General features: G+C 71.1%; 13 protein-coding genes. 10 read left to right on the forward strand and 3 right to left on the reverse strand.

Annotation, left to right across the window (positions count from 1 at the left end; all coding sequences use genetic code 11):
* The first annotated feature begins 24 nt into the window (after positions 1-24).
* The 3 genes from ACZ49J_RS00070 to ACZ49J_RS00080 are packed head-to-tail and all read left to right on the forward strand — an operon-like array spanning position 25 to position 2,402.
* On the forward strand, positions 25-1,032 hold the full coding sequence (locus ACZ49J_RS00070) for a threonine ammonia-lyase (RefSeq protein ID WP_467450449.1): 1,008 nt from the start codon (positions 25-27) through the stop codon (positions 1,030-1,032).
* A 42-nt stretch (positions 1,033-1,074) separates the two neighbouring features.
* Positions 1,075-1,872 (forward strand): thymidylate synthase, encoded by a 798-nt coding sequence (locus ACZ49J_RS00075; RefSeq protein WP_467450450.1) that lies wholly within the window; start codon positions 1,075-1,077, stop codon positions 1,870-1,872.
* Complete coding sequence (locus tag ACZ49J_RS00080; protein WP_467450451.1) at positions 1,869-2,402, forward strand: dihydrofolate reductase; 534 nt, start codon at positions 1,869-1,871, stop codon at positions 2,400-2,402. Before ACZ49J_RS00075 ends, ACZ49J_RS00080 begins: the two co-directional genes overlap by 4 nt.
* 136 nt (positions 2,403-2,538) lie before the next feature.
* Here the strand turns inward: ACZ49J_RS00080 and ACZ49J_RS00085 are convergent, their stop codons facing one another.
* Positions 2,539-3,030 carry a heme-degrading domain-containing protein gene (locus tag ACZ49J_RS00085; RefSeq protein ID WP_467450453.1) on the reverse strand — a complete coding sequence of 164 codons (492 nt, stop codon included), beginning with the start codon at positions 3,028-3,030 and terminating at the stop codon, positions 2,539-2,541.
* Complete coding sequence (locus ACZ49J_RS00090; protein WP_467450454.1) at positions 3,027-4,127, reverse strand: Gfo/Idh/MocA family protein; 1,101 nt, start codon at positions 4,125-4,127, stop codon at positions 3,027-3,029. The genes ACZ49J_RS00085 and ACZ49J_RS00090 overlap by 4 nt, the downstream gene beginning before the upstream one ends.
* Before the next feature lie 113 nt (positions 4,128-4,240).
* On the opposite strand from ACZ49J_RS00090, the gene ACZ49J_RS00095 reads away from it, so the two are divergent.
* From ACZ49J_RS00095 to ACZ49J_RS00125, 7 genes are all read left to right on the forward strand, one after another.
* The gene (locus ACZ49J_RS00095) at positions 4,241-5,500 is read left to right on the forward strand and encodes an ROK family transcriptional regulator (RefSeq protein WP_467450637.1); all 1,260 of its coding nucleotides are present in this window, start codon (positions 4,241-4,243) and stop codon (positions 5,498-5,500) included.
* 100 nt (positions 5,501-5,600) lie between these two features.
* Positions 5,601-6,587 (forward strand): cell wall protein, encoded by a 987-nt coding sequence (locus tag ACZ49J_RS00100; RefSeq protein ID WP_467450456.1) that lies wholly within the window; start codon positions 5,601-5,603, stop codon positions 6,585-6,587.
* A 158-nt stretch (positions 6,588-6,745) separates the two neighbouring features.
* Positions 6,746-7,525 (forward strand): HAD-IIA family hydrolase, encoded by a 780-nt coding sequence (locus tag ACZ49J_RS00105; protein ID WP_467450458.1) that lies wholly within the window; start codon positions 6,746-6,748, stop codon positions 7,523-7,525.
* A 121-nt stretch (positions 7,526-7,646) separates the two neighbouring features.
* Entirely contained in the window at positions 7,647-8,396 is a 750-nt protein-coding gene (locus ACZ49J_RS00110; RefSeq protein WP_467450460.1) for a hypothetical protein, read from the forward strand.
* Between the two features lie 5 nt (positions 8,397-8,401).
* Complete coding sequence (locus ACZ49J_RS00115) at positions 8,402-9,067, forward strand: class F sortase (RefSeq protein WP_467450462.1); 666 nt, start codon at positions 8,402-8,404, stop codon at positions 9,065-9,067.
* 424 nt (positions 9,068-9,491) lie between these two features.
* On the forward strand, positions 9,492-10,505 hold the full coding sequence (locus ACZ49J_RS00120) for a glycoside hydrolase family 6 protein (RefSeq protein WP_467450463.1): 1,014 nt from the start codon (positions 9,492-9,494) through the stop codon (positions 10,503-10,505).
* Positions 10,506-10,660: 155 nt separating this feature from the next.
* Positions 10,661-11,245 carry a DUF4328 domain-containing protein gene (locus ACZ49J_RS00125; RefSeq protein ID WP_467450465.1) on the forward strand — a complete coding sequence of 195 codons (585 nt, stop codon included), beginning with the start codon at positions 10,661-10,663 and terminating at the stop codon, positions 11,243-11,245.
* Positions 11,246-11,290: 45 nt separating this feature from the next.
* On the opposite strand, the gene glxA is transcribed toward ACZ49J_RS00125, so the two are convergent.
* Positions 11,291-13,228 carry a radical copper oxidase GlxA gene (gene glxA / locus ACZ49J_RS00130; RefSeq protein ID WP_467450468.1) on the reverse strand — a complete coding sequence of 646 codons (1,938 nt, stop codon included), beginning with the start codon at positions 13,226-13,228 and terminating at the stop codon, positions 11,291-11,293.
* Between the last annotated feature and the right edge of the window lie 69 nt (positions 13,229-13,297).

Genomic DNA, 13,297 nt, shown 5'->3' on the forward strand with positions numbered 1-13,297 from the left:
CCAGCGGCGCTACGCTGCTGTGTCGTGAAGGAGACGCGCCTCGACACTGCTCGGATACGGGCGGCTCGCCGGGTAATCGACCCGATCTTCCTCGACACGCCGCTGTACCGCTGCGAGGCGCTGGAGCCCGACCTCGGGTGCACGGTGAGCGTCAAACTCGAAACGGCGAACCCGGTCCGTAGCTTCAAGGCCCGCGGCACCGAGGTCGTCGCGAGCCTGCTCGCCGACCATGGCCCGCGAGCCGTGGTGTGCGCCAGCGCGGGCAACCTTGGCCAAGCTCTCGCTTGGTCCGGTCGCGGCCGGGGGCTCGACGTCACCGTCGTGGCATCCCGCTTCGCGACTGCGGCCAAGCTCGATCGCATCCGCGCACTGGACGCCAGGCTGGAGCTGGTGGACGGCGACCACGAGATGGCGCGCGAGCGGGCCGCGGCCATCGCGCGCTGCGACGGCATCCGGCTGCTGGAGGACAGCCTGGACATCGAGACCTGCGAGGGCGCGGCGACCATCGGCCTGGAACTGGCGGACTCCGCGCCGTCGTTCGACGCCGTCCTGATCGCTCTCGGCGGCGGGGCGCTGGCCACCGGCGTGGGCCACGTGGTGAAGGCGTTGGCGCCCGGAGTCGAGGTGATCTGCGTCCAGCCGCTGGGCGCACCGGCGATGACACACTCGTGGCGCCGGCGGCGCGTCGTCACCACCGACTCGACCAACACCATCGCTGACGGCGTCGCCGGCAGGCGTCCCATCCCGGCCGTCCTGGACGACCTCCTCCTGGTCGCCGACGACGCCGTCCTGGTCCAGGAGGCGTCGATCACCGCCGGTATGCGGATGCTCCTCGACCACGCCGGCCTCGTCGTCGAACCGTCGGCCGCGCTCGGCATCGCGGCGATCCTCGAAGACCGCGACCGCTTCGCCGGCCGACACGTGGTCACCGTAGTGTGCGGCAGCAACGTCGATGTAGACGTCTATCACCGCTGGGTCGGTGCGGCTCCCATCCACAGGAATGACCATTACTCATACGGCGGGGACACATGACCGTCGAGGCCGCCTTGTAGGTGGCCATTAGACTCGACGGCTGTGGCGGACACCCAGTACGAAGACCTGTTGCGGCTGGTACTCACCTCCGGGACAGACAAAGCTGACCGAACGGGCACCGGCACCCGAAGTGTCTTCGGGCACCAACTACGCTACGACCTCTCGCAGGGGTTCCCGCTGGTCACCAGCAAAAAGGTGCACCTCAGGTCCATCGTGTACGAACTGTTGTGGTTCCTGCGCGGCGACTCGAACGTCGACTGGCTGCATGAGCACGGCGTCACCATCTGGGACGAATGGGCCGACGCGAACGGCGAACTCGGCCCGGTTTACGGCGCACAGTGGCGCTCCTGGCCCACCCCGGACGGCAGGCACATCGACCAGATCAGCGACGTTCTCGACACTCTGCACCGCGACCCGGACTCCCGCCGGATGATTGTCACCGCTTGGAACGTCGCCGAGTTGTCCAAGATGGCGCTCGCGCCCTGTCACGCCTTCTTCCAGTTCTACGTTGCCGACGGCAAGCTTTCCTGCCAGCTGTACCAGCGCAGCGCGGACCTGTTCCTCGGCGTCCCGTTCAACATCGCCGGCTACGCCCTGCTCACGCACATGGTTGCCCAGCAGTCCGGCCTCAAGCCGGGTGACTTCATCTGGACCGGCGGTGACTGCCACATCTACGACAACCACGTGGAGCAGGTGACCGAGCAGCTTTCGCGCACTCCATTCGCGTTCCCCAGGCTGCGTTTGCGCCAAGCCGACTCCCTTTTCCACTACGCCTACTCCGATGTGGAAGTGCTCGACTACCAGCACCACCCAGCCATCAAAGCTCCGGTCGCGGTGTGAACGTCGGGCTGATCTGGGCGCAGACCATCGATGGCGTGATCGGCGCGGACAACGCGATTCCGTGGCGGCTGCCTGAGGACATGGCGCATTTCAAGGCAACCACCCTGGGGCATCCAGTGGTGATGGGGCGCAGAACATGGGATTCGCTTCCTCCGCGATTCCGCCCGCTATCCGGCCGGCGCAACATCGTGGTGACTCGCGATCCACAATGGGTGGCCGAAGGCGCGGAACGCGCCGGGTCCATCGCCATGGCCTTGGAACTTGCAGCCGAGTCGTTGGAGCCAGCCGCCTCTGCTGCGGTATGGGTGATCGGCGGCGGGGAGATTTACCGTGCCGCCTTCGGATACGCCACGATGCTCTCGGTGACTGAAGTTGACTCGAAGGCGGACGGCGACACCTACGCGCCGACACCGGACCCGAAGTGGAAAGTCGCTGAGGACAAAGGCTGGCAGTCCTCGACGTCCGGGCTGCGCTACCGCATCCGCAGATACACGCGGTGGCAGTCGACCCCATCCCTGATCAACTTCTGAACCGGCTTGGCGCGGCGGCCGATGCGGGCGCTCCTTGAAAGCCCCCCAAGGGGCGGGGTGCTGCTGTTCGTCGTCGGTCACGGGTCGTGTGTGGCTGGTCGCGCAGTTCCCCGCGCCCCTGGGGCGCTCCGCGCCCTTACGGGGCGCTCGCCAACGTTCCCAGGAGCCCCTCGAGCGCCTCCACCACCAACGCGTGGTCCTGCAGTTGCGGTAGTCCCGACACCACCACCGTGCCGATCACTCCGGCGCCCGCGACGCGGATCGGGAAGGCGCCGCCGTGGGCCGCGTACGTGGCCGGGTCGAGGCGGGAGGACTCCTCGAACGTCGTGCCCTTCTCGCGGTACCGCGTGCCGATCAGCAGGGAGGAGTGGCCGTAGTGCTCGACGACGCGGCGCTTGCGGTCGATCCACGCGTCGTTCTCCGGGGTGGAGCCCTCGAGTGCCGCGTGGAAGAGCTGCTGGTGGCCGCGCCGGATGTCGACGGCCACGGGCGCGCCCCGCTCCCGGGCCAGCTCCACGAGGCGCGTGCCCAGCGTCCAGGCGTCCTCGTACGTGAAGCGGGGAAGCGTCAGACGGCGCTCCTGCTCCTCCAGTTCGGCCACGGTCGGAGCCGTGTCGGGCGCGCTCACAGCGACACCACCACACCCTCCGCGGCCGAGCGGCGGGCGCCCTCCAGCACGTCAAGCGCGGCCGCCGCCTCGTACGCCGTCACCGGATTCGCCGCACCCTCGCGCAACGCCGCCGCCACCGCCCCGTAGTACGCCGGATAGTCGCCCGGGAGTGTCGTCACCGGCTGACCGCCGCCCGTCACCGGGGACTCGCCGGAGCCGATCCGGCCCCACATCGACTCGGGCTCCACGCCCCACTCCGCGCCCGCCGCCGGGCGCTCGCCCTCGCGCAGGGCCGCCTCCTGGGGGTCGAGGCCGTACTTCACGTAACCCGCCTTCGAGCCCAGCACGCGGAAGCGGGGGCCGAGTTGGGCCGTCGTCGCGGAGACGTACAGGTGGGTGCGGACGCCGCTCGCGTGGGTGACGGCGATGAACGTGTCGTCGTCGGCCTCGGCACCCTCACGGCGGACGTCGGACTCCGCGTACACCTGGGCGGCCGGGCCGAAGAGGACCAGGGCCTGGTCGACCACGTGACTGCCCAGGTCGTACAGCAGACCTCCGATCTCTTCCGGGGCGCCGGACTCCCGCCAGCCGCCCTTGAGGTGCGGGCGCCAGCGCTCGAAACGGGACTCGAAGCGCCATACGTCACCCAGCTCGCCCTCGGCGACGAGCCGCTGGAGCGTCAGGAAGTCGTTGTCCCAGCGGCGGTTCTGGAAGACGGAGAGGAACAGTCCGCGTTCGTCGGCGAGGGCGGCCAGTGCGCGGGCCTCGGCCGCCGTGCCCGCGAGGGGCTTGTCGACCACGACCGCGAGGCCCGCCTCCAGGGCGGCCGTCGCCACGGGAACGTGGGTCTTGTTGGGGGACGCGACGACGACCAGGTCAAGCTCGCCGGCCCGGTCCCACAGCTCGTCCGGCGAGTCCGCGAACCGTACCTCCGGGAACTCGGCGCGCGCCTGCTCCCGCCGCTCCGGGTTCCTGGTGACCACTGTGTCGAGGGCCAGCCCTTCGGTGGCGGCGATCAGCGGGGCGTGGAAGACGGAGCCCGCGAGGCCGTAACCGACCAGGGCCACGCGGAGGGGAGCGCCGGGGGCGGAGGCGGAGGCTGTGCCAGTCGTCATGCTCCCACTTAAGCAACGCTGTTGCCAAAGTGCAAGAGGCAGGGAGAATGGAGGGCGTGAGCAGGGCGAGGGGTGCGCAGGGCGGGGACGGCGGCGCGGAGGCGGACGCGGACATGGGCACGGGGGTTGGCGTGGACGCGCATGTGGGCGCGGGCTTGGGCGTCAAGGCGCGGGGCGCGTCGTACGGCGCGCGGGGCGGGGCGTACGGCGGGGCCAATCTCGTCGCGCTGCGCAGTCACAACGCCGCGTTGGTGCTCGACCTGCTCCGTACGGCCGGGGAGTCCGGGATCAGCAGGCTGGAACTCGCCGAGCGGACCGGGCTCACCCCTCAGGCCGTCAGCAAGATCACCGCCCGGCTCCGTACAGACGGTCTCGCGGCGGAGGCGGGACGGCGGGCCTCCACCGGCGGCAAGCCGCGCACGGTGCTCCGCCTGGTTCCGGACGCCGGCCATGCGGTGGGCCTGCACCTGGACCGGGACGCGCTGACCGCGGTGCTCTGCGATCTGACCGGGGCCGTGGTGGCGGAGCGGCGGGCGCCGCTGGATCTGGGCGCCGGGGCGGAGACGGTCGTCGAGGCGGCGGCCCGGGAGGCGGAGGCCCTGCTCGTCCGGGACCTCGGGGCCGGGGACAGGACCGAGGCCGGGAGCGGGGCCGGGCGACTGTCCGTGCTCGGGGCCGGTGTCGCGCTGCCCGGGCCGCTCGACCACACGCGCGGGGTGCTGCGCCGGGTCACCGGATTCCCGGAGTGGGACGGGTTCCCGCTGCGGGACGTGCTGGCGCGGAGGCTGGGGACCACGGTCGTCGTGGACAAGGACACCAACGCCGCCGCGCTCGGCATGGCGGTCGGGGGCGTGGCCGGAACCGGGGCGGATGCCGGGGCCGGGCAGGGTACCGGAGTGGGCGGCGAGGCGAGGTCCTTCGCGTACCTGCACTTCGGCGCGGGGCTCGGTGGCGGGCTGGTGATCGGTGGTGCCGTCCACCGGGGGGCCCGCACGGGTGCCGGGGAGTTCGGGCACCAGGTCATCCATCTGGACGGGCCGCCCTGCGACTGCGGCAGCCGCGGCTGCGTCGAGGCGCTGTGCCGGGCCGCGGTGGCGCGCGGCGACATCGAGGAGGCGGCGCGCGTGCTCGGCACCGGGGCCGCCAACCTGGTCGCGCTGCTTGACGTCGATCTGGTCCTGCTCGGCGGGCGTACGGTCGCCGTCGACCCGGAGCGGTTCGTGCGCGGGGTCTCCACCGTCCTCGACGAACGCGCCCGGCGCGTGGGCGACGACACGGTGCCGGTGCGGATCGCTCCCGGCGGAGGGCGCGAGGTCGCCGAAGGGGCTGCCCAGTTGTTGCTGGCACCGCTGTTCGGGCGGGCGGACGGCTGAGCTCCGCTCGGCTGATCGAGGGGACCTGGGGTGCCGTTCGGGGGACGGGTGCGGCGTGGCGCGGTTCGTTGAGGAAGGCGGGTGGCAGGGGCATGTGGTGATGCGACTTTTCACCGGATGGACCCTCACCACCTTCACCGCTGTCTCCGCTGCCGTCCTCACCGTCGGCTCGGCACCGCAGGCCGTGGCCGCGTCCGCCGCGCCCCCGGTGCGCGCCGATCCACCCGGCCCCACCTGCGCCGCCACCGGCCGCGGTTCCTTCCCGGTCCGTACCCGCATCCGCGGCGGTCCCGACAGCTACGACGCGGGCGGCGGTTACGGCACGTGGACCCTGGAGCTCACCAACACCACCTCCCGCACCTGCCCGAACGTCCACCCCGTGATCGTCCTCGTCGACGAGAAGCGCGCGCTCCGGCCGGCCCAGCCACGCCTGGAGTTCTACGCCGGTGACCGTCCCCGTCCCGTCCCGTTCGAGCGGACCGACGCGGACGAACTCGTCGGTGTCCTCGACCACGACGGCTTCCCCGGATTCACCGTCCGCCCGCACCGCACCCTCACCGTGAGACTCCGCCTCGCCGTCACCTCCGAGGCCGTGCCCAACGACGTCGTGGCGAACGCGGCCGTCGTCCAGCGGCGGGGCGACGACGGCGAGTGGGTGGGGGAGTCGAACGACTACCGGTTCCGGATCGTCGACAGCGACGGCGGCGGCAGCCGCAAGGGCGAGCGCAAGCAGGACCCGGACCGTAAGGAAGGAGGGGGCGGTGACGGCGGCGGCGGAAAGAAGGAAGCGGACGGCACCGCCCCCGGTCACGACCAGAGCGACGGAGCCGGCACCGGCGACGAGACCGGCGGCGACCAAGGCGACGACACCGGCACCGACACCGCCGACGGCACGGGCGGCAACCAAGGCGACGGAACCGGCACCGACACCGCCGACGGCACCGGCACCGACCTACGCGAGGAGCACCTCACGCTCGCCGACGAGCTCGCTCGCACCGGCGGGACCGTAACGCCGTTCGCCATCGGGTCGTTGCTGCTCGCCGTCGGCGCCGTGCTGGTCACCCTCGCCCGCCGGAAGGCCCGCTGACGCGGGCCACTGGTCCCCGGCCGCCCGCCCCGGCCGCCGATCCAACAGCCAAGATCGCCCTCCTGTTTTCCGCCACCGCTCACTAGGGTGGGGTGCCGTCGGTACAGAGACGTCCGGCGCACCAGCACGCACCGCGGACGTACGGCAGGAGATCGCACATGGCAGAGCGCAAGCCCATCGAGTCGTGGCTCACCGACATGGACGGTGTGCTGATTCACGAGGGCGTGCCGATCCCGGGCGCCGACGCCTTCATCAAGAAGCTGCGGGACTCCGGCAAGCCGTTCCTCGTGCTCACCAACAACTCCATCTACACGCCCCGCGACCTGCACGCGCGGCTGTCCCGCATGGGCCTGGACGTGCCCGTCGAGAACATCTGGACCTCCGCCCTCGCCACCGCGCAGTTCCTCGACGACCAGCGGCCCGGCGGCACGGCCTACGTCATCGGCGAGGCGGGCCTGACCACCGCGCTGCACGACATCGGGTACGTGCTGACGGACCACGAACCGGACTACGTCGTCCTCGGCGAGACCCGCACGTACTCCTTCGAGGCCATGACCAAGGCCGTGCGGCTGATCCGGTCCGGGGCGCGCTTCATCGCGACCAACCCCGACGAGACCGGCCCGTCCACCGAGGGCCCGCTGCCCGCCACCGGCGCGATCGCCGCGCTCATCACCAAGGCCACCGGCAGGAGCCCCTACTTCGCGGGCAAGCCGAACCCGCTGATGATGCGGACCGGGCTCAACACGATCGGCGCGCACTCCGAGACCAGCGCGATGATCGGCGACCGCATGGACACCGACGTCCTGGCCGGCATGGAGGCGGGGATGCAGACGTTCCTGGTGCTGACGGGTCTGACGCGGCCGGACGAGGTGGAGAACTTCCCCTACCGCCCCTCCAAGGTCGTCGACTCGATCGCGGACCTGGTCGACCGCGTCTGAGCCGGGAGCAATCCCCTGGCAGCACCGCAAACCTTCCTCCACCCGAACGGAGCAGCCGCGGCCCCTGCCCGGATGCGCGTGAGGGGCAGGAGAGGGAATCTCCAGGTGTTGGAGGTTCACGATGGGTTCAGTGCGACTCACATTCTGTTCCGGTGCGGTGGTCGCGGCCGCGCTGACCCCGGCGGCATGTCCGCCGGCGCACGCGGCCGGTGGCGGGTTGTCGGTGACGCCGTCGCGCCCGGCACCCGGCGGCGACGTCCAGTTGCGCGCCCAGGGGTGCTCGGGGCGGACCGGCACCGCCTCGTCGCGGGCGTTCGTCGCGGACGCCGTGCTCACCGGCCAGGGCGGCGGTGCGCTGGTCGGTGAGACCCGGGTCCGTTCCTCGGTCGGGCCGGGAACGTACCGGGTCGGAGTCACCTGCGACGGCGTCGAGGACAAGGTCGGGGCCCTGCTCACGGTCGCCGCGAAGGAGGCGGGGCACAGTTCGAAACAGGCCGGGCGCGAACCGTCCGCCCCCGCGAGGCCGACCGGGCGCGAACCGGAGCAGCCCGGGCGCGAACCGTCCGGCCCCGCCTCCATCCCGGCCCCCGCCTCCATCCCCGCCCCGACCTCTGCCTCCGCCTCCGCCTCCGCGACGCTCCCGGCTCCCGCTGCCCCGGCGGCCCCTCTCCCCCCGTTCGCCTCCCCGTTCGCCCCCGTGCGCGCCGGTGGTGGCGGGGCCGCGCACGCCGTCGCCGCTCGGGGCGAGGAGCGCGACGCCCGGGACGAGGGCCCGGGCGCCCGTCAGGCCCTGGTCGGCCTCGTCCTCGCGGGTGCCGCCGGGCTGGTCGTCGTCCTCCGCGGCATCCGCGCCGCACGTGGCACGGAGTGACGGGGATGCCCCAACAGGACCACTCGACCGGCGGCGGCCGCCTCGTCACCGGTGCCGCCTGGGCCGTACTGCTGCTCGGCCTGTGGCTGTGGGGCACGGAGGTGACCGACGTACGGCGCGGGCTCTCGGCGCCGACCACCGGGGACATGGCAGCGGTCGGACGGCCCGCCGGGGCCGAACTGCCGCCCGCCGCCGCCCCGTTGGAAGGCGCCCGGCCGCGACGGCTCGACATCCCGTCCCTGGGCGTGCAGGCGCCGGTCATGGCCCGCGGACTGGACGACCGGGGCGCCCTCGACCCGCCGCCCTACGCCCGCTCGGGCGCCGTCGGCTGGTACGCGGCCGGCGCGCGTCCCGGTGCCGCCGGAGCCGCGCTGTTCGTGGGGCACGTCGACACCGGGGACCGGCCCGCCGTCTTCCACCGGCTCGGCGCGGTGCGGATCGGCGAGACGGTGCGGGTGGTCCGCGAGGACGGGACGGTCGCCGAGTTCACCGTGGAGGACGTCCAGGTCGTCGACCGGGACCGCTTCGACGCCCGCCAGGCGTACGGCGTGCGGCGGTCGGGGCGGGCGGAGCTGCGGCTGATCACCTGCGCCGGCACCTTCGACCGGGCCGACGGCACCTACTCGGCGAACGTGATCGTGTCCGCGTACCTCACCGGCACGGGACCGTGAACCACCCTGGCCCGGTCGGCGGCCCGCTCCCCCCGGGGAGCCGCCGACCGGACAGGTCCTCGACCGCGTGCGCTCGGGCGCGGGAGTAACCCGGCACAGGCGCGGGAGGTCTCTGGGTCACCGGCGATACCAGTGATATCCGGATATCGCGTGTGATGTGGCGCATGGCGTGACAAGCGGGGTCTGGGGCTGTCTCGTCCGCACCAACTCTAGAGCGTGGGGAAGCCCGGGCCTAGAGGTCGTTTGACGCCAAGTCGCCCACCGGTGGCTCCGCGTGACGCGCGCGGCCGGCTCCGGCAGACCCTGGCCCACCTGCCGGAGGCGGGAGGTAACAGGTGTCCGACAAGGCATGGACGGCCGTGTGGCGAGGCGGGACGTATGTCAGGATTGGGCCTTACGACGGGTGCACCCAGGGGGGAGTTGGATGTACGGCAAGAGGGGGGCACGGGCGTCCGTGGCCGTGGCGGGGGCGGCTCTGCTCGCGGCCGGCTGTTTCGGGGGAGACGGCGGCGACGAGAAGGACAAGAACTCCGGCGCCCGGATCAGCCAGCAGCCCAAGGGATCGGACCCGTTCTGGGTCAACCCCGAGGGAAACGCGGCGGAGCAGGTGGCCGCGTACGAGAAGGCCGGCAAGAAGGAGGAAGCGGAGCAGATCCGCAAGATCGCCGAGCAGCCGACCGGGGAGTGGGTCGGCCCGGAGAACCCGGAGCAGGAGGCCAAGGGGTTCACCGAGGCCGCCGCGAAGGCGGACCGCGACGCGGTCCTCGTCCTCTACAACATCCCGCACCGCGACTGCGGCCAGTACTCGAGCGGCGGCGCGGCCGACGGCAACGCGTACCGCGCGTGGATCGACGGCGTGGCCAAGGGCATCGGCGACCGGCCCGCGACCGTCGTCCTGGAGCCGGACGCGGTGCTGCACCTGGTGGACGGCTGTACGCCGGACGAGTTCCACGAGGAGCGGTACGACCTGCTCAAGGGCGCGATCGAGAAGCTGAAGGCGCTGAAGAACACGAAGGTGTACCTGGACGCGGGCAACGCGGGCTGGGGGAAGCCCGACCAGATCTTCGAGCCGCTGAAGTGGGCGGGCGTGGAGCAGGCGGACGGGTTCGCGGTCAACGTCTCGAACTTCTACACCACCGAGGACTCCATCAAGTACGGCAAGGAGCTGTCCGCGAAGGTGGGGAACAAGCCGTTCGTCGTCGACACCAGTCGCAACGGCAACGGCCCGTACACCGAGGGCAAGGCCGACGAGCGCTGGTGCAACCCTCCGGGGCGTGCGCTGGGGGAGGCGCCGACCACGAAGACCGCGGACGACCTGGTGGACGCCTACCTGTGGGTCAAGCGGCCCGGCGAGTCCGACGGCGAGTGCAAGGGCGGGCCCAAGGCGGGGCAGTGGTGGCCGGAGTACGCCCTGAAGCTGGCGAAGGCCACCGGCTGAGGGCGGGGGCTTCCCGCTGACGTCGGGAGCTCGTCGCTGGGGTTCCGGTAAAGAAGGTCAATTGTGCGGAACTTTCCTTGACGTGCGCGAGTGAGGGGCGGTTAAGGTCCCTCCGCTCTCGTGTTCGAGAGCACTTCACTGAACTGGAAAGTGCCGTGACATCTGAAGCCGTAAGCAGTGTGCCGCCTTCGGGAGCGTCCGAGACCGGCAGGCCGGTCGTCGATCCCCGGCCGCCGGCCGTCGCCGCACAGGCGCTGATCGCCGCGCAGACCGTCGCCCAGCTCCTGGTCGGCACCGTCGGCGGCGGCATGTCGGCGTCATCCACGTGGTACGCGTCCGTGTCGATGGCTCTCTTCGTCGCGGCCATCGTCGTGTTCCTCTGGTGGTTCCGGTGCTGCCGGCTCAACGCGGAGGTCCTCGCCCCGGGAACGCACAAGTACACGGCCGGCCTCGCTGTCGGGGGCTGGTTCGTTCCGCTGGCGATGTGGTGGATCCCGCGCCGGACGGCGCTGGACATCTGGCGCGCGAGTGGTCCCCCCGGAGGGGAGTGGCTGATCAACGCCTGGTGGGTTGCCTGGCTTGCCAAGACCCTGGGTGCGTCGATCGCCACCCACTTCCAGTCACACCCCAACGGATACTCGCCCTACGACCTGGTCGCGGGCGTCCCCGCCGGTGTGCTGGCGATCGTGGTGATCGGGAGGATCACGGCTCGTCAACGCCCGCAGGAACGCGAGTCCTGACCGTGCGTCCGGAGCGCGCGGGCTCCGAACGCACAGTCATGGGTTCTACGGCACCCGCACCCACTGCGCCTTGCTCGGCGTCCCCTGGTCGTCCGTCACGAACAGCATGTACCAGCCCGACTGGACCAGGTTGCGGTTCTTGGGGACGGTGACCGTGAGCTTGTCGCCGGACGTCTTCACGTCCAGGGCGATGGACTTCTGGTCGACGTCCGTGACGTGGGTGGAGGCGCTGGGCCGGATCAGACGGGCCGTCCTGATGGACGAGGCGTGCTTCGTGGAGAAGGTCGCCGAGTCACCCCGCCGAACCGTCTTGGGCCCACCGGAGAGGGACGGCCGCGCGTCCCCGAACAGGTACGGCGGCGTGTAGATCTCGATGCGCTGCTCGAACTCGCCCGGCTTGGTGTTGGCCTCGTCGGCGTAGAGCGAGTCGGAGCCGAAGAACATCACCCGGCCGTCGGGGAGCAGGATCGACCCCGAGTGGTAGTTGCGGCCCACCAGCGGGTCGGCGACCCGGCGCATGTCGCCGCTCTTCGCGTCGTAGAGCCGCGCCTCCAGGATGTTGGAGTCGCCGCGGCCGCGGTAGTCCTCCGAGCCACCGGAGATGAGGACCGTGTCGTCGGGCAGGATCGAGGCCTGCGGGTAGCGCGTTCCCTTGTCCAGCGACGGGCCGTCCACGAACTTCGGGTCGTCCTCGAGCAGGTCGACGACGCGGGTCTTCTCGCTGGACCGCTCCGACTCGCCGACGCCGCCGCCGCCGATCACCATGTACTTCTCGTCCTGGGCGGGCGGCAGCAGGACCGTGCCGGCGGTCTCCAGCAGCTCCTGGTCGCTCATGCCCGGGACCTTGGTGAACTTGTTCGTCTCCAGGTCCCAGACGCCCGGGTCGCGGCCCACGTCGTCGGGCCCGTACCCGGCGTTGGCGCCCGAGTAGAACAGCTTGCCGTTCTGCATCAGGGAGATCGCCGGGTAGGTCGGGAACTGCCGGATCTTCTTCGTGTACGCCCACGACTTGGTCGCCGGGTCGTAGACCTCGTTCTTGCCCGGCACCAGCTGGCCGATCTCGTCCAGCCCGGACAGGGAGAGGATCCTGCCGTCGGGCAGCGTGGTGAGCGTCGGGTACCAGCGCGCCTCCTTCATCGGGTCGACCTTGATGTACTTCTCGGCGACCGGGTCGAACTCGAAGGCGTCCCTGATGCCCTGGAAGTCCTTCTTGTCGAGGGCGAGCTTCTGCGCGATGCCGTACGTGTTGCGCGCGTCGGCGCCCGACAGGCCCTGGATCCGGTAGTTGTCCTCGGTGCCGGTCTCGTACTTCTTGCCGCTCCTGGCGGCCTCGACGTAGATGCGGCCGAGCCCCGGGTCGTTGCCGAGGAACTTGCCGGTCGCCGGGTCGAACTTCTTCTTGGCGCGCGGGACGAGCACCGGATCCTTGGAGATGAACGTCTTGCCGTTCTCCTTGCCGGTGAACTTGGTGCCCGCGGGCAGGGTGATCGGCTTGTCCGGGTTCTCGTTGTGGACGATCATCAGGCCGCCGGCCTTGGTGACGTCACCCTTGAGCTTCTCGTACCGCTTGGTGCCGCCCGCGATCAGCAGGTTGCCGTTGCCCAGCTGGGTGTGGCCCGTGCAGAACAGGTCGGCGGGCGTCGGGATCTTCTTGATGGTGCCCTTGACCGGGTCCCAGAGCCGGGTGTCGAACTTCTTCGCGTCGAAGTTGTCCTGGTCGTTGCCCGACCCCGCGACCAGCAGCACCTTCCCGGTGCGCAGCAGGGCCGCGTGGATCGTGTTCTGCCGGTACTCCTTGGGGAACTCGACGATCTCCCACTTGCCGTTCTCGGCCTTGTACTCGGGTCTGTTGATCTTGTACTGGTGGTACTGCTCCGTCCCGAAGCGGTACAGCCAGGGCCCGTTCATCCCGGCCAGCGCGAGAACCACCGCCGCGCCTATCGCCAGACGACGAGCGCGACGGCGGCCTGCACGGTCTGTCACTTGAAATCCCCTAGGTGAAGCGAACTACTGAGGGCAACTGCACGGCTTTTCGGCTGGGGCCGGGGGCCC

This window comes from Streptomyces sp. NPDC030840 (assembly GCF_055572015.1).